Origin of the sequence: Micromonospora sp. TSRI0369, from assembly GCF_001905625.1 — a bacterium.
Taxonomy (GTDB): Bacteria; Actinomycetota; Actinomycetes; order Mycobacteriales; family Micromonosporaceae; genus Micromonospora; species Micromonospora echinospora_A.
In genome coordinates, this window is sequence record NZ_LIVU01000004.1 from 842,823 (window position 1) to 861,995 (window position 19,173).

The following is a 19,173-nucleotide window of genomic DNA, read 5'->3' on the forward strand; positions in this document are numbered from 1 at the left end:
GTGTCCACAGCCTGTGGATAGCACATGTGTACGAAGGTCGGTGGCGGTCGCACTGAGTACGCTTGATCGCGACCTACCCCCTCCGAGCAGGAACGACGTGGATCACGAGCGAGTCCTCCGCGACATCACGGTGCGCCTGCCCACGGCGTCCACCGTCCCGGAGGCGTGCCAGTGGACCGTCGCCGCGCTCGCCCGGCACACCCCGGCGACCGCCGCCGTCCTGCTCCGCGTCCACGACCGTCTGCGCTGCGTGGCCGCCACCGGCGCGTGGCAGGTCTTCTCGCACGTCCCGGCGACAGTTGACGCGCCCGCCCGCCACCGCCCCGAACCCTCGGTGGTGCGGCGGGTCTACGCCTCCGGCGTGACAGCCGTCGTGCCCGACGTGACCGCCGACCCCGACTACCTGCCGGTCCGGCCGGACGTCACAGCCGAACTCTGCGTGCCGGTACGCGACCCGGCCGGCCGGCCCATCGGCGTGCTCGACCTGCAGTGGAGCGAGCCCGTCCCGCTCGCGGCGTGGCGGGAGACCGCCGAGCTGGTGGCCGACCGCCTCGGCGGGCGGATCGCCGCGCTCGGCGGGTCACCGGCCGAGAGCCGCAGCGAGAAGCTGCTCCGGCACGCCGCCGCGTTCACCGCCGCCCCGACCGACTGGGACCTGATGACCGCCGCGCTCGCCGCGGCCCGGGACGTGTCCGAACTCTCCGCCGCCGTGCTGGTCCTCACCGGCCGGAGCGGCCCGCGCCTCGGCGCGCCCACCGACACCCCCGGCGAGCTGGAGACACGCATCCGCGCCGAGCTGGCCGAGGCGGGCCCGGCCGCGCTGGACCGCGTGATCGACCGGGCCCACCGGTACGGCTCGGCGTACACGCTGGGCGAGGCGGGGCACCCGCCGACCGAGGAGTACCTGCCGCTGACCCGGGCGGGCGCACGCACCCTGGTGGCGGTGCCGGTCGGCACGCCGGCCGCCGGTGGCGTGCTGCTCGTCGCCGACGAGCGGTTGCTGCGCCCCGACCCGACCACTGTCAACCTGATCGAACTGCTCGCCGGGCAGGCGTGGACCTGCCTGGACCGGCTGCGTACGCTCGCCCGGCTGCGCGAGCAGGCCAGCTCCGACCCGCTCACCGGGCTGCGGCACACCGGCCCGTTCGGGCAGCGGATCGCCACCGCCACGCCGGGGCGTACCGCGCTGCTGGCGATCGACGTGGACGGCTTCAAGGACGTCAACGACACGTACGGCCACCAGGCCGGCGACCGGCTGCTGGTGGGGCTGGCCCGAGCCCTCGAAGGCGCGCTGCGCCAGGGCGACGAGCTGTACCGGACCGGCGGGGACGAGTTCGTGGCCGTGATCGAGGTGAGCCGCCCGGAGGAGGCGGTCCGGATCGCCGAACGGCTCACCGAGGCGGCCCGCCGTACCGGCCGGACGATCAGCGTCGGCATCGCGCTGCCGAGGCCCGGCGAGTCCCCCGAACGCACCCTGCACCGAGCCGACCAGGCCCTGTACGCGGTCAAGCGCCACGGCCGAGACGGCGTCCACCTCTCCGCCGCCTGACAAAAGATAGACACATGTAAATCACTCGGATATCGTCCGTCGGACATGCATCAGCCTCTCGACCCCCCTGGGAGAGGACATGATCGACACGCGACGCCGACTCGGCACCGCCACCGCGATCCTGCTAGTTGCCGCAGTGATCGGCACGGTGCCGAACAGCGCCCAGGCCGCACCGGCCGACGACGTCACCACCGCCGTACGACACAGGCTGATCGAGGAAGCCGCGGCCGCGGCCGACCAGGAGATCCGCGCTGCCGGGTTGGCGGACACCCGGGTGACAGTCACCCGCCGCGACGGCCGGGCCTGGGCCTTCGGCACCGCTGTGCTCGTCGCCCCGCAGAAGGAAGGGCTGTACCCGTCCGGCTGGATCTTCATCGCCCGCCAGCAACGCGGCGACTGGCAGGTCGCTCTGGAGGGCGAGGCCACCTTCGCCGACCTGGCCACGGCCGCCCCCGCGTCCGTCCTCGCCCGTGGAGAGCGGGACGCGTTCACCACCATTGGCACGCTGTCCGCCAACGGGGACTACCGCACCGGCATGCGCCTGCCGTTCGCCCTCGGCCAGTCGTGGACCCTCAGGGGCGGCCCACACGGCTGGTCCGGCTCCCCGCGACCGTTCAGCTCGATCGACCTGTTCGGCGGTGACCAGCGAGTGCTGGCCGTGCGTGCCGGCACCGCGTACACGATGTGCAAGGGCTGGATCCGGGTGGTCCACGACCGGGGCTACACCACCGACTACTACCACCTGTGGAACAACATCAACGTCGACGGCGCATCGGTCAGCGCGGGCTCCTACCTCGGCGACACCGGCACCGACATCACCTGCGGCGGCTCCGCCAGCAGCCGGCACGTGCACCTGGGATTCCGGCAGAACGGCGCGTACGTGGCGATCGCCACCCACAATCTGGGCAAGTGGGTGCCGAGAGAGGGCAGCACGGCCTACGAGGGCTACGCGCTGCACGGCTCGAAACGTGTCAACGTCGGCGGATCGCTGTACAACTACGGGGCGCTCGGCTTCACCGAGGGCATCGTCGACAGCTACGGGGGCACGTCGGTCAGCCGGCGGTCCGGGCCGGGCACCGGGTACGGGGTCGTCGGCTCGATCGCGGACGGCGCCACGGCGGCCATCGCCTGCTCGTCGAGCGGCACCTCCGTGACCGGCCGCTGGGGCGCCAGCACGCTGTGGAACAAGCTCACCGACGGCACCTGGATCCCCGACGCGTACCTGTACACCGGATCGGCAAACCCGGTAAACGGTTCGTGCTGACGCACCGCGCCGGCCCCTGAGCGGACACCGCTCAGGGGCGCGTCAGATCCTTGGCCAGCAGTTCGGCGATCTGGGCGGTGTTGAGGGCGGCGCCCTTGCGGAGGTTGTCTCCGGTGACGAAGAGGTCCAGGGCCCGGGGGTCGTCCACCGCGCGTCGGATGCGGCCCACCCATGAGGGGTCGGTGCCGACCGCGTCGATCGGCATCGGGAACTCCCCGGACGCCGGGTCGTCGACCAGGATCACGCCCGGCGCGTTGCGCAGCACCTCACGGGCGCTCTCGGCGTCCACCTCGGTGGCGAAGACCGCGTGCACGGCGACCGAGTGGCCGGTCACCACCGGCACCCGTACGCAGGTGGCGGAGACCTTGAGGTCGGGCAGCCCGAGGATCTTGCGGGACTCGTTGCGGAGCTTCATCTCCTCGGTGGACCAGCCCTCGTCGGCCAGCGAGCCCGCCCACGGTACGACGTTGAGTGCCAGCGGCGCCGGGAACGGGCCCAGCTCGTCACCGACGGCCTGACGCACGTCACCGGCGCGGGAGCCGAGCACCCGATCCCCGGCGATCTTGCCGAGTTGCAGGTGCAGCGCGTCCACGCCGGCCTGCCCCGCCCCGGACACCGCCTGGTACGACGCGAGCACCAGCTCGCGCAGGCCGTACTCGCGGTGCAGCGGGGCGATCGCCACGATCATCGCCAGCGTCGTGCAGTTGGCGTTGGCGATGATGCCCCGGGGCCGGTTGCGTACCTGGTCGGGGTTGATCTCGGGGACGACGAGCGGCACGTCGCGGTCCATCCGGAACGCGCCGGAGTTGTCGACGACCACCGCGCCGCGCGAGACCGCGACCGGCGCCCACTGCGCCGATACGTCGTCCGGCACGTCGAACATGGCCACGTCGACGCCGTCGAGGGCGTCGGCGGTGAGGGCCTGGACGCTCAGCTCCTCGCCCCGGCACTGCACGCGCCGGCCGGCCGAGCGCTCGGAGGCGAGCAGCCGGATCTCGCCCCAGACGTTGCGCCGGGAGGAGAGGATCTGGCACATCACCGTGCCGACAGCACCTGTCGCCCCGACCACGGCGAGGGTGGGCAGCGACGCCACGGCGCGTTACCGCCCGGTGCCGGCGTAGACGACGGCTTCGGTGTCACCACCCAGCTCGAAGGCGTCGTGGATGGCGCGGACCGCCTTGTCCAGGTCGGTGTCCCGGCAGACCACGGAGACCCGGATCTCCGAGGTGGAGATCATCTCGATGTTGACGCCGGCCGCGCCGAGGGCGGCGAAGAAGCCGGCGGCCACGCCCGGGTGCGAGCGCATGCCGGCGCCGATCAGGCTGACCTTGCCGACGTGGTCGTCGTAGAGCAGGCCCTTGAACTTGACCGTCTCCTGGATCTTGCTGAGCGCGGTCATCGCGGTCGGGCCGTCCGCCTTGGGCAGCGTGAACGAGATGTCGGTGCGGCCGGTGCCCTCGGTGGACACGTTCTGCACGATCATGTCGATGTTGATCTCCGCGCCGGCGACCGTGTCGAAGATGCTCGCTGCGGCGCCCGGCTCGTCGGGCACGCCGACGATCGTGATCTTCGCTTCGCTGCGGTCGTGGGCGACGCCGGTGATCAGTGCCTGTTCCACAGGAAGGTCCTCCATCGATCCGGTGACCATCGTGCCGGTGTTGGTCGAGTATGACGAACGGACGTGGATCGGCAAGCCCGCGCGCCGCGCGTACTCGACGCTGCGCAGATGCAGCACCTTCGCGCCGCAGGCGGCCAGCTCCAGCATCTCCTCGTAGGTGATCCGGGTGATGTGCCGGGCGTTCGGCACGATCCGCGGGTCGGCGGTGAAGATGCCGTCCACGTCGGTGTAGATCTCGCAGACGTCCGCCTCCAGCGCGGCGGCGAGCGCCACGGCGGTGGTGTCCGAGCCGCCCCGCCCGAGCGTGGTGACGTCCTTGGTGTCCTGCGAGACGCCCTGGAAGCCGGCGACGATGACCACCGCGCCCTCGTCCAGCGCGCCCTTGAGCCGCCCCGGGGTCACGTCGATGATCCGGGCCCGGCCGTGCACCGAGGTGGTGATCACGCCCGCCTGGGAACCGGTGAACGAGCGGGCCTCGTACCCCAGGTTGTGGATGGCCATGGCGAGCAGCGCCATGGAGATCCGCTCCCCGGCGGTGAGCAGCATGTCCAGCTCGCGGCCGGGCGGCAGCGGGCTGACCTGGTTGGCGAGGTCGAGCAGCTCGTCGGTGGTGTCGCCCATGGCGGACACCACCACGACCACGTCGTCGCCGGCCTTGCGCGCGGCCACGATGCGCTCGGCCACCCGCTTGATCCGCTCGGCGTTGGCGACGGAGGACCCGCCGTACTTCTGCACCACGAGTGCCACGACGGTGCACTCCCTCCCAGCGACGACCCTGAGCGTGCCGACGCCGCCGGGTTTCTCGGTCCGGCGGCGCGTGTCAGACCGCCTCAGCCTATCGGGCGGGCCACGACGCCGGGTCGGGTGATCCCACCATCCGGCCCCGGCGTGGGGCGGCTCACCAGCCCGGAAGTACGCGACACGCCAAGCGGTACAGCCGTACGGTGGGCTGTCCGCAACCGTCCGCACGACGCAGAATGAGCCGGTGCACGCTCATCGTCGCGCGGCCCGCCGGGTGACCGGCGCGCTCGCGCTCATCCTGCCGACGCTGCTGACCGCCTGTGTGAACGACAGTCCCGAGGCGGCGCCCACCGGCTCCGCCGACCCGGTGCCGGTGCAGGTGGACGCCGCCCGCGACGAGCTGGCCGGGCTGGCCGCCGCCGCGCAGGACCGGCACCACACGGCCGCGTACTCCTTCACCCCGGCCGAAGGCGCTCCCCGCACTGTGGCGGTGACCAGCGCCAACGACGGCAGCTGGCGGGTCGACGTGCCCGGCTGGGGACGGGACGGCACGGTCGACGTCTCGCTCGCCGCCACCTCCGACGGGCTGTTCCAGTGCGCGCTGCCCTCGGCCGGCTGGACGCAGGCGGCGAGCTGTGTCCGGCTCGGCGACGCCGACGACGCGGTACCCCGCCGGCTCGACCCCCGCGTGCAGCACCCGTTCACCGACTGGCTGGAGGTGCTGACCGACAGGCGCGCGCCGCTCGCGGTCTCCCCCGCCGCGCCGCTGCCCGGCGTCACCGGCCGGTGCTACTCCGTCGACACGACCTCCGCCTCGCTGAACGCCCCGCTGGACGTCGGCATCTACTGCTTCCGGGAGGACGGCACACCGTCGGCGGTCCGGGCCGGCTTCGGCACGCTGACGCTGACCGGCGAGCCCGGCGCGGCGCCCGGCACCGTCGAACTCGCGGGCGCGGTGACCGAGGGCGACCCGGTGGGGCAGGACGCGCCGCCGACCTCGTGACGCCGCGCGCTCAGCCGCCCCGCGCCGCGCGGAGCAGCGCGGCGCCGACCTCGGTGTTGCGGTAGAGCACGTGCCGCCCCACCCGGGAGCGGGTGACGAGACCGGCGGCATGCAGCGCGGAGAGGTGCTGGGACACGGCCCCGGCGGACAGCCCGGTGAGCCGGGCGAGGTCCGTGGTGGTGCACGCCGCGTCGAGCAGGCGCAGCAACGCGGCCCGGCCGCCGCCGACCACCCGGGCCAGCGCGTCGCCGGCCGGTTCGGGTCCGCGCTCCCACAGCGTCCCGACCGCCCGCACCGGGTACGCCCCGACGGGTGGCGAATCCTCCAGCAGGTTCCACAGCACCCGCCGGTCGCTGAACACGCTCGGGCTCAGCGCCAGTCCCCGCCCCCGCAGGTCGAAGTCCCGCTCGAACGGGTCGTCGCTGACCACCCGGTCACCGAGCCACCGCAGGCTGGGGTGGAGTCGCTCGAACAGCTGCCCGGCGCCGCCCTCGGCGAGCTGGGCCGCCCGGTACGCCACGTCGGCGTCGAGCAGTGCCCGCATGCGCGGCCAGTCGGGGGCGATCGCCTCGTCGTACCAGACCCGCACCGCCTCGACGAGCTGCGGCAGCAGCCCGGCCGGGTCGGCGAGCAACGCCTGCCCGTACCGGCCCAGCGGCCGGCGCGGGACGGTCGCCAGCAGGTCCTCGACCACCACGTCCGGCGGCGTCGCCGCGATCCGGTCGAGCTGGCCGTCCATCTCCACCCCGGGCCGGGCGGCGGGGGTGAGGAAGTCCGGCAGCCAGCGACGCGGCCAGGCCAGCTCCACGAGCGGGCGGACCCGCTCGACCACCTCCGGGCGGCGCAGCGTCGTCCGGGCCCGGTCGATCCACCGCAGGTGCACCGGATAGCGGGCCGGGTCGGCGAGCGCCCACATGCTCATCACCGTCTCGTTGGCCGGCGAGACACCGAACCGCACGCCCGCGACGTCGGCCGGCGTGAACCGCAACTCGGACATCGCACCCCCCGGGATTCGGCTCAGACTAAAAGGTTCGACCGCGCGCGGGGAACACGATGTGCTCACCGGTCATGGGGGCCAGAGAGAGCATCCGCACCGCCGTCCGTCACGTCGTACCGCCGGCCGGTCTGACCCGCGCCCTGGCCGTGCAGGCCATGGTGTTCGCCGTCGGTCACGGCGTCTTCCTGGCCGGCAGCACCGTCTTCTTCACCCGCGCGCTCGGGCTGAGTCCGGCCCAGGTGGGGCTCGGCCTGTCACTCGCCGCCGGGGCCTCCCTGCTCGGCACCGTGCCGCTGGGCGGGCTCACCGACCGGTACGGGCCGCAGCGGGTGTGGGTCGTCTGCCTGCTGCTCGACGCCGGGCTGTTCGCGGCGTACCCGTTCGCCGGCGGCTTCGCCGGGTTCCTCGCCGTGGTGATGGCGCTGGCCGTGACGGGCGCGGCGACCGGGGTGGCCCGCCAGGTCTACTCGATCAACGTGCTGCGGCCGGAGGAACGGGTCACCGCGATGGCCTACCAGCGCTCCTCGAAGAACGTCGGCTTCGGGATGGGCGCGCTGATCAGCGGCCTGGTGCTGGCCGTCGACACGATCTGGGCGTACCGCGGGATGGTCTGGTTCATCGCCGTGGTCCTGCTGGTGACCGCCGTCTTCGTGCGCCGGCTGCCGCGGCTGCCGGAGGTGACCCGCCCGACCGAGCCGACGAGCCGGCTCGCGGTGCTGCGGGACCGGCCGTTCATGACTGTCGCGCTGCTGTCCGGGCTGCTCAGCGCGCACCAGACGCTCTACGTGACGGTGCTGCCGCTGTGGATCCTCACCTGTACCGACGCTCCGAAGACGATCATCGCCGCGCTGGTGCTGCTCAACACCGTACTGATCGTGCTGTTCCAGGTGCGGGCCAGCCGGGGCGCGGACACCGCGCCGGGCGCGGCCCGGGCCTCCCGCCGGGGCGCGGTGCTGATCGCCGCGTTCTGCGTGCTCCTGCCGGTTTCCGGCGCGACCAGGGGAGCGCTCACCGTGGTGGCGCTGGTGGCCGCCGCGACGGTGCTCATCATGGCCGAGATGGTCGAGTCGGCGGGCACCTGGGGACTCACCGCCACGCTGCCGCCCGCCGCCCACCGCGGCGCGTACGTCGGCGCGTTCGGGCTCGGCTCCCAGGTGCAGCTCCTGATCGCGCCGGCCGGGCTGACCGCGCTCGGCGTGAGCACCGGCGGCTGGGGCTGGTACCCGGCCGCGGCGATCTTCACCCTGGTCGGACTGGTGATCGTGCCGGCGGTGGCCCGGGTGGAACGGACACCCCGGCTACCGGGAGTGGCGGCGTCCACCGGATCAGTGACACTGGTCCCATAGTCCGGACCAGCCTTCCCACCGCCCGTCCCACCACGTAGGGTGACCTTGTCATGTGGCGCGCGTACCTTCTCCTTGGCTGCCGCGACGAGGCCTGACCGGCCGGCACCTCGTCGCGGAGTCGCTACGCGCCGTCCAGCACATCCGATCTTCTTCTCGGCGTCGCCGCGCACCGTCGCCCGGCATTCCGCCGACACCTTTCCGATCTGCTGACGCCACATGTTCCAGGGAGCACTCCGAGATGGCTCAACCTGTCACCACCACCGATCCGTTCGCCAGCCAGCGCCCCAGCCGGATGCCGGTCCACCGCTACGTCCCGTACGACAGGCAGTTCGGCATCGACCTGCCGGACCGCTCCTGGCCGACCCGCCGCGTCGAGGCCGCGCCCCGCTGGTGCGCCGTCGACCTCCGCGACGGCAACCAGGCGCTGATCGACCCGATGTCGCCCGAGCGCAAGCGGCGGATGTTCCAGCTCCTGGTGCAGATGGGCTACAAGGAGATCGAGGTCGGCTTCCCGTCGGCGAGCCAGACCGACTACGACTTCGTACGGCAGCTGATCGAGCAGGACCTGATCCCCGAGGACGTCACCATCCAGGTGCTGACCCAGTGCCGGGAGCACCTGATCGAGCGGACCTTCGAGTCGCTGCGCGGCGCCCGCCGGGCCATCGTGCACTTCTACAACTCCACCTCGACGCTGCAGCGCCGGGTGGTCTTCGGCCTGGACCGCGACGGCATCACCGACATCGCCACCCAGGGCGCGCGGCTGTGCCAGAAGTACGCCGAGATCCACACCCCGGACACCGACATCCACTACGAGTACTCGCCGGAGTCGTACACGGGCACCGAGCTGGAGTACGCGCTGGAGGTCTGCTCGGCGGTGATCGACGTGATCGACCCGACGCCGGACCGCAAGCTGATCATCAACCTGCCGGCCACCGTCGAGATGGCGATGCCGAACGTCTACGCCGACTCGATCGAGTGGATGCACCGGCGCCTGCCCCGGCGGGACAGCCTGGTGCTGAGCCTGCACCCGCACAACGACCGGGGCACCGGCGTGGCCGCCGCCGAGCTGGGCCTGCTGGCCGGCGCCGACCGGATCGAGGGCTGCCTGTTCGGCAACGGCGAGCGCACCGGCAACGTCGACCTGGTCACGCTGGGCCTGAACATGTTCTCCCAGGGCATCGACCCGATGATCGACTTCTCGAACATCGACGAGATCAAGCGCGCCGTCGAGTACTGCAACCAGCTGCCGGTGCACGAGCGCCACCCGTACGCGGGCGACCTGGTCTACACCGCGTTCTCCGGCTCCCACCAGGACGCGATCAACAAGGGCTTCGCCGCGCTGAACGCCGACGCGACGGCGGCCGGGGTGCCGGTCGACGACTTCACCTGGGCGGTGCCCTACCTGCCGATCGACCCGAAGGACCTGGGCCGCACCTACGAGGCGGTCATCCGGGTCAACTCGCAGTCCGGCAAGGGCGGCGTCGCGTACATCATGAAGACCGAGCACCAGTTCGACCTGCCGCGCCGCCTCCAGATCGAGTTCTCCGGCGTGGTGCAGCAGGTCACCGACCACGACGGCGGCGAGGTCGAGCCCGGCGCGATGTGGGAGATCTTCGCCCGCAACTACCTGGTCGACCACCAGGTGGACCCGGCCGTGAAGCTGGCCGAGTACACGATCGGCACCGTCGACGGCAAGGTCGAGATCGACGCACGCGTCGGCTTCGGCGGCGAGACCCGCGCGCTCACCGCCGTCGGCAACGGCCCGATCGACGCGTACGTCAACGCGTTGCAGTCCCTGGGCGTGGCGGTACGGGTGCTCGACTACCACGAGCACGCACTGTCCTCCGGTGGGGACGCGCAGGCCGCCGCGTACGTGGAGTGCGAGGTGGACGGCCGTACGGTGTGGGGCGTCGGGGTGGACGCGAACATCGTCACCGCCTCGATCAAGGCGGTCACGAGCGCGGTGAACCGCACCCGCGCCTGAGGTGTAAGGAAGGGCCCCTTCTTAACGCATTCTGCATAGGAGGGGGCCCTTCTTAACGCCCGCGCCGGGGGCGGTGGATGAGCACGGCGGCGAGCACCGCGCCGGCGAGCAGCAGCCCCGCGCACCACGCCAACGCCCCCCGGTACGCGACTGCGAGCGCGCCCTTCTGCTCGTACCCGGTGCCCGACAGCCCGACCAGCAGCGGCAGCGCGGCCACCGCGAGCAGGCCGCCGGCCCGGGACGCGGCGTTGTTGAAGCCGCTCGCCACCCCGGCGAACCGGTCGGAGACCGCGCCGAGCACCGACGTGGTCAGCGGCGCCACCACGAGCGTGAGCCCGGCGCCGAACAGCGCCACGCCCGGCAGCACGTCCACCCAGTACGACGCGCCCGGCCCGACCCGGCGCAGCAGCAGCAGACCCACGGCGGCGATCACCGGGCCGACGGTGAGCGGCAGGCGGGGGCCGATGCGGGCCGACAGCGCGCCGGCGCGCGGCGAGCCGACCAGCAGCAGCACCGTCATCGGCACGGTGGCCAGGCCGGTGAGCAGCGCCGACCAGCCGACCACGTTCTGCAGGTAGACGGCGAGGAAGAAGGTGAACCCGCCGAGCGCGGCGTACACGACCACCGTGAAGACGTTCAGCACGGAGAACAGCCGGCTGGAGAACAGCCCGGTGGGCAGCATCGCGGTGTCGCCGCGCCGCCGCTCGACCAGCACGAAGGCCACCACGGCGACCACCCCGAGCACGGCCGCGACCAGCACCGCCGGGGAGGCGCCCTGCGCCGGGGCGTCGATCAGCGCGTACGTGACTCCGCCGAGCGCGAGCGCGCCGAGCAGCGCCCCGGTCACGTCGAACCGCCGACCGCCTCCGGTACGCGAGACCTCCTCGTCGCGGCTCTCCGGCACCCACCGCAGCGCGGCGAGCACCACGCCGACCGCCAGCGGCAGGTTGACGAAGAAGATCCACCGCCAGGAGAGCGTGTCGATGAGCCAGCCGCCGAGCAGCGGGCCGAGCGCTGTGGACACCCCGGACAGTCCGGACCAGGTACCGATGGCCCGGCCCCTGTCGTCCGGGTGGAAGCTGGCCTGGAGCACCGACAGCGAACCGGGGGTGAGCAGCGCGCCGCCCGCGCCCTGGAGGAACCGGGCGGCGACGAGCCAGCCGGTGTCCTGGGCCAGCCCGCAGAGCACCGACGCCACCGCGAACCAGACCACGCCGAGCAGGAAGATCCGCCGCCGGCCGAACCGGTCCCCGAGCGCGCCCCCGAGCAGCACGAACGCGGCAAGCATGAGCAGGTAGCCGTTCACGGTCCACTGGAGACCGGCGACTGTGGCGTCCAGCTCGGCGCCGAGGCGTGGCAGCGCGACGTTGACCACGGTGCTGTCCAGGAACACCATGCCGGAGGCGAGGATCGCGGCGAGCAGCGTGCCGCGTCCGGCGGCGGAGCCGGTACGCAGCGCGGGAGCGGGTGCGGTCACGTCTCACCACTCTGCCCGCCGCCCATCCTCGACGCCACGAATCGCAGAAACCGCCGCCGGGTACTGTGCGGACTCGCCCGGAGCACGCAAGCTGGAGAGGTGTCGTCTGTGCGTACGAGATCAGGAGCCCGAGCCGGGCTGGCCGCCGCGCTGAGCGCGGTGCTCGCCCTCGGCGTGGCCGGCTGCGAGGTGTCGGTCACCGAGCCGGAGGCGACGCCGAGCGCCTCCGGGAACGTCAACAAGCAGCTCAGTGAGCTGACCGTGGCCACCGCCGGTTCGATGAAGGGCTACAGCCGCTCGCGCTTCCCGCACTGGCGGGGCACCGGCAAGAACTGCGACGTACGCGACAGCGTGCTGCAGCGCGACGGCGAGGGCATCAAGCTGTCCGGCTGCAACGTGGTGGGCGGCCGGTGGGAGAGCGTCTACGACGGGGTGGTGCTGACCGACCCGTCGGGCGTGGACATCGACCACACTGTGCCGCTGGCCGCCGCGTGGCGTTCCGGGGCGGACGAGTGGGACGACTCGAAGCGCGGCGACTTCGCCAACGACCTGACCCGGCCGCAGCTCATCGCGGTTTCGGCGCGGTCCAACCGGGCAAAGGGTGACCAGGATCCGTCCCAGTGGAAGCCACCGAACCGGTCGTCCTGGTGTCAGTACGCGGCGGACTGGGTGACGGTCAAGCACTACTGGCGGCTGACTGTGACAAGTGCCGAGAAGGCCGCTCTCACCGACATGCTGGAGGGCTGCACATGGGCGAGCAAACCGTGACCGGGTCGGACGGAACACCGGCCCCGGAGGCGGCGGCCGGTCCGGCCTCGGCCGGGATGACGGCGGACGGGCGGCAGCCGGAGCCCGCCGACGTCGCCGGGGCGGGTATGACCGCCGACGCGGTGCCGGGGGCGCCGGCCGGGGGCGCGCCGGCCGGACCGGCGGACCGGACCACCGACATCGTCCCCGGTCCGGGCGGGGTCATGACCGACGAGGTGGGCGTGGTGACCGGCGAGCTGACACTGCGCACCGAGCACGCCGACGGCCGGGTGACGCTGCGGGTGCAGTACAAGGACGCCGACGAGTGGTACGCGGTCACCGGCGGCTCCGCGCCGCTGGCCGACCCGGCCGCGCTTGACGCGGTGCACACCATCGCGGTGGGCCTGCTCAACCGCCCCGAGGGCTGACCGACAAACAAGCGCGTCCCCACCTTTCCCGGGTGGGGACGCGCTTGTCGTGTCAGACGTACGAGCCGGGCTCGCTGGGCGCGGAGACCACGCCGGGCTCCTCGCCCTCGCCCTCCGGCCGGGTGATCTTCGCGGTGACCTCGTGCGGGCGCAGCTCACCGGCGGCGATCTGCTCGGCCCAGTGGCAGGCCACCCGGCTGGCGCCGATCTGGCGCAGTTCCGGCCGCTCGTCGGCGCAGCGGGTCGGCTGCGCCCAGGGGCAGCGGGTGTGGAACCGGCAGCCCGACGGCGGGTTGGCCGGCGACGGCAGGTCCCCGGCGAGCAGGATCCGCTCGCGCCGGTCCTCCACGTCCGGGTCCGGCACCGGGACCGCCGACATCAGCGCCCGGGTGTACGGGTGCAGCGGCTCGGTGTAGAGCCGGTCGCTCGGGGCCTCCTCGACCAGCGCGCCCAGGTACATCACGCCGACGATGTCGGAGATGTGCCGCACCACCGCCAGGTCGTGCGCGATGACCAGGTAGGTCAGGCCGAGGCTCTCCTGGAGTTCGTCCAGCAGGTTCACCACCTGCGCCTGGATCGACACGTCGAGCGCGGAGACCGGTTCGTCGGCGACGATCAGCTCCGGGCCGAGGACCACCGCGCGGGCGATGCCGATGCGCTGGCGCTGGCCGCCGGAGAACTCGTGCGGGTAGCGGGACAGCGCCCACTTCGGCAGGCCCACCGCGTCCAGCGTCTCGCCGATGATCCGTCGCCGGTCGTCGCGGTTGGCGCCGATGCCGTGCGTCTGGAGGCCCTCGGTGAGGATCGACTCGACGTTCTGCCGGGGGTCCAGGCTGGACATCGGGTCCTGGAAGATCATCTGCATCCGGCGGCGCATCGTCCGCAGCTTGCCGGCCGGCAGCGTGGTCAGCTCGACGCCGTCGAACTTCACCTCACCGGCGGTCGGCGGGGTGAGCTGGAGCAGCGCCCGGCCGAGCGTGGACTTGCCGCAGCCCGACTCGCCCACCAGCCCGTACGTCTTGCCGCGCGGGATGCTCAGGTCGACCCCGTCGACGGCCTTGACGTGCCCGACGGTCCGGTCGAAGAACACGCCCCGCCGGATCGGGAAGTGCACCTTCAGGTCGCGGACCTCGACGAGGATGTCGTTGTCGCTCATGGGGTCTCCTCCTCGCGCGGAGCCGGTCCGAAGCCGGGCACCGCGGGCGGGTCGGCCGGCTCGGCCTGGGCCGGCACCGTACCCGGCTCGGCCGGCGTCGGCTCGGTGGCGCGGACGTCCGCCTCCGGGGTCAGGCCGGGGATCGGCACCGGGTTGACGCAGCGGTAGCTGCGCGCGTCGTGGGTGAGCACCAGCTCCGGCGGCTCGCCCACGCACTCGTCGACGCGGCGGGCGCAGCGCGGGGCGAACGCGCAGCCGTCCGGCCAGGGCAGCACGTCGCGTACCGAGCCGGGGATGGGGTTGAGCCGTTCGCCGCGGCCGGCGTCCAGGCGGGGCACCGAACCGAGCAGACCTTCGGTGTACGGGTGCCGGGGCTGGCGGAACAGCGGACGGCGGGTGGCCGTCTCCACCACCCGGCCGGCGTAGAGCACGTTGATGGTGTCGCACATGCCGGCCACCACGCCGAGGTCGTGGGTGATCATCACCAGCGCGGTGCCGGAGTCGCGGACCAGGTCCTTCAGCAGTTCCAGGATCTGCGCCTGGATGGTGACGTCGAGCGCGGTGGTCGGCTCGTCGGCGATCAGCAGCCGGGGCTGGCAGGCGACCGCCATGGCGATCAGCGCCCGCTGCCGCATGCCGCCGGAGAGCTGGTGCGGGTACTCCTTGAGCCGGCGGCGCGGGTCCGGGATACCCACCCGGTCGAGCAGGGCGGCGGCTTCCTTGGTGGCCGCCTCGCCCTTCATTCCCCGGTGGCGGGTCAGCACCTCGGTCACCTGGAGCCCGATCGGGATGACCGGGTTCAGCGAGGAGAGCGGGTCCTGGAAGATCATCGCCACGTCCCGGCCGCGGATGTCGCGGCGGGACCGGTCGTCGAGCTGGAGCAGGTCGGTGCCGTCGAAGACCGCCTTGCCGCCGACCCGCAGGCCCGGCTGCTTGGGCAGCAGCCCCATGATCGCCAGCGACGTGACGCTCTTGCCGCAGCCGGACTCGCCGACCAGGCCGACCACCTCACCGGCGTCGACCGAGAAGGACACCCCGTCCACCGCGTGCACGGTGCGCTGCCCACGACGGGCGAACGTGACGGAGAGGTCGTCCACTTCGAGCAGTGCCATGACTGACTGACCTACTTCCGCAGCTTCGGGTCGAGGGCCTCGCGCATCGCCTCGCCGAGCAGGGTGAAGCCGAGCGCGGTGATGATGATTCCGAGCGCCGGGTAGATCGCCAGGCCGGGCCGGATGCCCAGGTACGGCTGCGCGTCGGCGAGCATGACGCCCCACTCCGGGATGGCCGAGTCGGGGTTGCCGAGGCCGAGGAAGGAGAGCGCGGCGGCCTCGATGATCGCGGTCGCCAGCGTCAGCGTGGCCTGGACGATGACCGGGGCGATCGAGTTCGGCACCACGTGGGTGAGGGCGATCTTCGACCGCTTCACGCCGAGCGCCGTCGCCGCCAGCACGTAGTCGCTGTTGGACTGGGCGATCATCGAGCCGCGCAGCAGCCGGGCGAAGATCGGCACGGACACCACACCGACAGCGATCATCACGGTGGTGAGGCTGGCGCCGAGCAGCGCCGCGATGCTCACCGCGAGCAGCAGGCTCGGCATGGCCAGCAGCATGTCGATGAAGCGCATCAGGATGGTGTCGATCCAGCGGCCCCAGCGGCCGCCCAGCCCGGCCGCCGCGCCGGCGACGCCACCGATCAGCGCGCCGACCGCGAGGCCGATCAGGGTGGAGACCACGCCGACCAGCAGCGTCTGCCGGGCCCCGACGATCAGCCGGCTGAACTCGTCCCGGCCCTGGTGGTCGAAGCCCAGCCAGTGGTCGGCGGAGACGCCCGGGATGATGCCCTGGCCGGACTTGACCAGCCCTTCGCGGATGCCGATCGAGTCCGTCGGGCTGTACGGGACGAAGAACGGCCCGACCACCGCGACCAGGACGAAGACCGCCAGGATGACCATGCCGATGATGGCCGCCGGGTTGCGCCGCAGGCGGCGGAACGCCTCCTTCCAGAGGCTCACGCCCTGCTCGTCCTCGCGGGCGGACAGCTCGGCGAGCCGGTCGATCTTCTCGCGCTTCTTGCCACCGGTGATGGTCATCGCACCCTCACCCTCGGGTCGATCACGCTGTAGGAGAGGTCGACCAGGAGATTCACCAGCACGTACACCACCGCAATGATCATGATGAAGCCCATCAGCACCGGGTAGTCGCGCTGACTGATCGACTCGGCGACGAACGCGCCGATGCCGCTGAAGGCGAACACGGTCTCGGTGAGCACCGCGCCGGAGAGCAGGAGACCGGCCTGCAGACCGATCGAGGTGGCCACCGGCAGCATGGCGTTACGCAGCACGTGCCGGCGACGGACGGTCCGCTCGGTCAGGCCCTTGGCCTCGGCGGTCCGGACGAAGTCCTCGTTGAGCACCTCCAGGACGCTGGCCCGGGTGATCCGGACGATGATCGCGAGCGGGATGCTCGCCAGCGCGATGCCCGGCAGCACGAGGTGCCAGAGCGCGTCGGCGGCGGCGTCCCACTCGCGGGTCATGATCCCGTCGAGGACGAAGAAGTTGGTGACCCGGGTCGCCCCGATGGTCGGGTCCTGCCGGCCGCTGGAGGGGAACCAGCCCAGGTTCTCGGCGAAGATCGCCTTGAGCACGTACGCCAGGAAGAAGACCGGGATGCAGATGCCGATGAGCGATCCGCCGACCGAGGCGTGGTCGAGGAACCGGCCGCGGCGGCGTGCGGCGAGGTAGCCGAGCGGGATCCCGATGCCGACCGCCAGCACCAGGGCCATGATCGTCAGCTCGACGGTGCCGGGGAACCGCTCCACGAACTCCGTGGTGACAGCCCGCTTCGTGCCGGTCGAGGTGCCCAGGTCGAGCCGGATCATCCGCCGCAGGAAGCGGGCGTACTGGACCAGGATCGGCTCGTCGAGGCCGAGGTTGCGCCGGATCGCGGCGCGCGTCTCGGGCGTGCCCCGTTCACCGAGGATCGCGGTCTCGGGCCCGCCGGGAAGCCGGCGGAGCCAGATGAACAGCAGGACGGAGAGCCCCAACAGCGTTGGTATCAGCTGTAGCAGGCGTCTGACGATGAACCGGAACACGGGCGCCTCGGAGGGTGTGCGGAGGGGTGCGGGCGGGCGCTGTGGTCACAGCGCCCGCCCGCGTACGGTGCCTTCAGATCACTTGAACTCTGCGCTCGAGTACCGCTCGTCGGTGAGCGGGCTCGCCTTGACCCCGGTCACGTCCTTGCCGAACACGATCGCCGGCGGGGAGTGCGAGATCGGCACACCCGGCAGGAAGTCCATGATCGTCTTGTTCAGCGCCTTGTACTTCTCCGTCCGGGCCGCCAGGTCGGCGGTGGTGTCGGCGTCCTTGAACTGCGTGAAGAGCGCAGGGTTGTTGAAGCCCCACTCGTCCTTCTGGCGGTCGAAGAAGGTGCCGATGAAGTTGTACGCGTCGCCGTAGTCACCGGTCCAGCCGAGGAAGTGCAGATCGTGCTTGTTGCCGGAGGTGGTGGCGTTCAGGTAGTCCGGGCTCCACTTCAGCGGGATGGCCTGGACGTTGATGCCGACCGCCTTGAGGTCCGCCGAGAGCAGCTCGAAGATGTCCTTCGGGTTCGGCATGTACGGCCGGGTGACCTCGGTCGGGTAGTGGAACCGCAGCGTCAGGTTCGACGCGCCCGCCTCGGCCAGCAGAGCCTTGGCCTTGGCCGGGTCGTAGTCGTACTTGGTGACGTCGCCGTTCCAGCCCTCGACGGTGTCCGGGAAGAAGTTCATCGCGACCTTGGCGCCCGGGGGCAGCTTCGAGTCGACGAGCGCCTGCCGGTTCAGCGCGTGCGCGATGGCCTGCCGGACCTTCAGGTCGGCCAGCTTCGGGTTCCCCTTCTGGTTGATCGCCAGGTAGAGGATGTTGAAGGCGGGCCGGGTGAGGACGTTGAAGCCCTCCTTCTTCAGCGGCTCCACGTCCGCCGGGCCGACGAGGTCGTAGCCCTGGATGTCACCCGAGCGGAGCGCCTGCTTGCGGGCGTTCTCGTCCGAGATCGTCTTGAAGATGATGGTCTTCAGCTTGGCCTTGTCGCCGTGGTAGTCGTCGTTGCGCTCGATGGTGAGCGTCTTGTTCGCGATGTCCCACGCCTTGAACTTGAACGGACCGGTGCCGGTCGGGTGCTCCATCGCGTACGCCGGGTACTTGATGTCCTCGGCGGTGCCGGTCACGTTGCTGGCGTCGTACTGCTCCATCGCCTTGGGGCTCTGGATCGAGAACGACGGCAGCATCAGCGCGGCCGGGATCTTGCTGGAGACCCGGGTGAACGCGAGGTCCACAGTGGTGGCGTCCTTGGCGGTGCAGGACTTGAAGAGGCTCGGCCCCAGCTCCGGGTCCTCGTTCTTGGCGAACCCGCCCATGACGTCCTGCCAGTACGCGGTCACGTCCGGGCTCTGCATGAGGCCCTTGGCGTTGTACCAGCGGTCGAAGTTGGCGCAGACGGCCTCGGCGTTGAAGTCGGTGCCGTCGTGGAACTTCACGCCCGAGCGGAGCTTGAAGGTCCAGGTGGTGCCCGCCGCGTCCGGGGTCCAGGACTCCGCGAGACCCGGCGTCACCTTGGTGCCGCCCTCCTCCGGACGGACCAGCGTCTCGAAGACCTGGCGCGCCACGCGCAGCGACTCACCGTCGCTGGCGAAGCTGGGGTCGAGCACCTTCGGGTCTCCGGCGACGCCGAAGACGAGGGTGTCCTTCTTGCTATCTCCTCCGGAGCCACTCTCACGGTCGCTCTCGGCGCAGCCTGCAACCGCGAGGGCCGCGACCGCGATGGCCGCGATTGCGACCTTCGGCCTGGGTGCACGCATGGTGCTTCACCTCGTCCTTGGGGGTAC

At 71.9% G+C, this 19,173-nt stretch carries 16 protein-coding genes; 7 read left to right on the forward strand and 9 right to left on the reverse strand.

From position 1 onward, the window contains the following. Positions 1 to 97: 97 nt before the first annotated feature. Complete coding sequence (locus AMK25_RS16850; protein ID WP_073829270.1) at positions 98 to 1,549, forward strand: GGDEF domain-containing protein; 1,452 nt, start codon at positions 98 to 100, stop codon at positions 1,547 to 1,549. Between the two features lie 79 nt (positions 1,550 to 1,628). Further along, positions 1,629 to 2,813, forward strand: a complete 1,185-nt coding sequence (locus AMK25_RS16855) for a peptidoglycan DD-metalloendopeptidase family protein (protein ID WP_073829271.1) — start codon at positions 1,629 to 1,631, stop codon at positions 2,811 to 2,813. Positions 2,814 to 2,844: 31 nt separating this feature from the next. Here AMK25_RS16855 and AMK25_RS16860 read toward each other — a convergent pair whose 3' ends face one another. Continuing rightward, positions 2,845 to 3,906, reverse strand: coding sequence for an aspartate-semialdehyde dehydrogenase (locus AMK25_RS16860; RefSeq protein WP_073829272.1), 1,062 nt, complete (start codon positions 3,904 to 3,906; stop codon positions 2,845 to 2,847). A gap of 6 nt (positions 3,907 to 3,912) precedes the next feature. Beyond that, positions 3,913 to 5,178, reverse strand: coding sequence for an aspartate kinase (locus tag AMK25_RS16865; RefSeq protein ID WP_073829273.1), 1,266 nt, complete (start codon positions 5,176 to 5,178; stop codon positions 3,913 to 3,915). 238 nt (positions 5,179 to 5,416) lie between these two features. Here AMK25_RS16865 and AMK25_RS16870 point away from each other — a divergent pair, with 238 nt between their 5' ends. Beyond that, a complete protein-coding gene (locus AMK25_RS16870) occupies positions 5,417 to 6,175 on the forward strand; it encodes a hypothetical protein (RefSeq protein WP_241826375.1) in 759 nt (252 codons plus the stop codon). A 10-nt stretch (positions 6,176 to 6,185) separates the two neighbouring features. Here the strand turns inward: AMK25_RS16870 and AMK25_RS16875 are convergent, their stop codons facing one another. Next, positions 6,186 to 7,172, reverse strand: a complete 987-nt coding sequence (locus tag AMK25_RS16875; protein ID WP_073829275.1) for an ArsR/SmtB family transcription factor — start codon at positions 7,170 to 7,172, stop codon at positions 6,186 to 6,188. Positions 7,173 to 7,243: 71 nt separating this feature from the next. On the opposite strand from AMK25_RS16875, the gene AMK25_RS16880 reads away from it, so the two are divergent. Together AMK25_RS16880 and leuA are read left to right on the forward strand one after the other, a co-directional pair. Beyond that, complete coding sequence (locus AMK25_RS16880) at positions 7,244 to 8,518, forward strand: MFS transporter (protein ID WP_073829276.1); 1,275 nt, start codon at positions 7,244 to 7,246, stop codon at positions 8,516 to 8,518. Between the two features lie 238 nt (positions 8,519 to 8,756). Next, on the forward strand, positions 8,757 to 10,502 hold the full coding sequence (leuA, locus tag AMK25_RS16885) for a 2-isopropylmalate synthase (RefSeq protein WP_073829277.1): 1,746 nt from the start codon (positions 8,757 to 8,759) through the stop codon (positions 10,500 to 10,502). 52 nt (positions 10,503 to 10,554) lie between these two features. On the opposite strand, the gene AMK25_RS16890 is transcribed toward leuA, so the two are convergent. Further along, entirely contained in the window at positions 10,555 to 11,979 is a 1,425-nt protein-coding gene (locus tag AMK25_RS16890) for an MFS transporter (RefSeq protein WP_073829278.1), read from the reverse strand. Between the two features lie 108 nt (positions 11,980 to 12,087). Between AMK25_RS16890 and AMK25_RS16895 the strand changes: the two genes are divergently transcribed. Together AMK25_RS16895 and AMK25_RS16900 are read left to right on the forward strand one after the other, a co-directional pair. Then, on the forward strand, positions 12,088 to 12,747 hold the full coding sequence (locus AMK25_RS16895; RefSeq protein WP_073829279.1) for an HNH endonuclease family protein: 660 nt from the start codon (positions 12,088 to 12,090) through the stop codon (positions 12,745 to 12,747). Beyond that, positions 12,729 to 13,154: a hypothetical protein gene (locus AMK25_RS16900; RefSeq protein WP_073829280.1), complete on the forward strand. Its 426-nt coding sequence runs from the start codon at positions 12,729 to 12,731 to the stop codon at positions 13,152 to 13,154. The genes AMK25_RS16895 and AMK25_RS16900 overlap by 19 nt, the downstream gene beginning before the upstream one ends. Positions 13,155 to 13,206: 52 nt before the next feature. Here the strand turns inward: AMK25_RS16900 and AMK25_RS16905 are convergent, their stop codons facing one another. From AMK25_RS16905 to AMK25_RS16925, 5 genes are all read right to left on the reverse strand, one after another. Next, positions 13,207 to 14,310 carry an ABC transporter ATP-binding protein gene (locus AMK25_RS16905; protein WP_073829281.1) on the reverse strand — a complete coding sequence of 368 codons (1,104 nt, stop codon included), beginning with the start codon at positions 14,308 to 14,310 and terminating at the stop codon, positions 13,207 to 13,209. Further along, positions 14,307 to 15,422: an ABC transporter ATP-binding protein gene (locus AMK25_RS16910; protein WP_073829282.1), complete on the reverse strand. Its 1,116-nt coding sequence runs from the start codon at positions 15,420 to 15,422 to the stop codon at positions 14,307 to 14,309. The genes AMK25_RS16905 and AMK25_RS16910 overlap by 4 nt, the downstream gene beginning before the upstream one ends. Before the next feature lie 11 nt (positions 15,423 to 15,433). Beyond that, positions 15,434 to 16,402 (reverse strand): ABC transporter permease, encoded by a 969-nt coding sequence (locus AMK25_RS16915; protein WP_073829283.1) that lies wholly within the window; start codon positions 16,400 to 16,402, stop codon positions 15,434 to 15,436. After that, on the reverse strand, positions 16,399 to 17,403 hold the full coding sequence (locus AMK25_RS16920) for an ABC transporter permease (RefSeq protein ID WP_073829284.1): 1,005 nt from the start codon (positions 17,401 to 17,403) through the stop codon (positions 16,399 to 16,401). The genes AMK25_RS16915 and AMK25_RS16920 overlap by 4 nt, the downstream gene beginning before the upstream one ends. 78 nt (positions 17,404 to 17,481) lie before the next feature. Further along, the gene (locus AMK25_RS16925) at positions 17,482 to 19,146 is read right to left on the reverse strand and encodes an ABC transporter substrate-binding protein (RefSeq protein WP_073829285.1); all 1,665 of its coding nucleotides are present in this window, start codon (positions 19,144 to 19,146) and stop codon (positions 17,482 to 17,484) included. Positions 19,147 to 19,173 lie beyond the last annotated feature (27 nt).

Excerpts from the sequence above, each read along its gene's own strand:
- AMK25_RS16855 (WP_073829271.1), top strand. The coding sequence starts at position 1,629 with ATGATCGACACGCGACGCCGACTCGGCACCGCCACCGCGATCCTGCTA.
- AMK25_RS16875 (WP_073829275.1), bottom strand. The coding sequence starts at position 7,172 with ATGTCCGAGTTGCGGTTCACGCCGGCCGACGTCGCGGGCGTGCGGTTC.
- AMK25_RS16880 (WP_073829276.1), top strand. The coding sequence starts at position 7,244 with ATGGGGGCCAGAGAGAGCATCCGCACCGCCGTCCGTCACGTCGTACCG.
- leuA (WP_073829277.1), top strand. The coding sequence starts at position 8,757 with ATGGCTCAACCTGTCACCACCACCGATCCGTTCGCCAGCCAGCGCCCC.
- AMK25_RS16900 (WP_073829280.1), top strand. The coding sequence starts at position 12,729 with ATGGGCGAGCAAACCGTGACCGGGTCGGACGGAACACCGGCCCCGGAG.
- AMK25_RS16905 (WP_073829281.1), bottom strand. The coding sequence starts at position 14,310 with ATGAGCGACAACGACATCCTCGTCGAGGTCCGCGACCTGAAGGTGCAC.
- AMK25_RS16910 (WP_073829282.1), bottom strand. The coding sequence starts at position 15,422 with ATGGCACTGCTCGAAGTGGACGACCTCTCCGTCACGTTCGCCCGTCGT.
- AMK25_RS16915 (WP_073829283.1), bottom strand. The coding sequence starts at position 16,402 with ATGACCATCACCGGTGGCAAGAAGCGCGAGAAGATCGACCGGCTCGCC.
- AMK25_RS16925 (WP_073829285.1), bottom strand. The coding sequence starts at position 19,146 with ATGCGTGCACCCAGGCCGAAGGTCGCAATCGCGGCCATCGCGGTCGCG.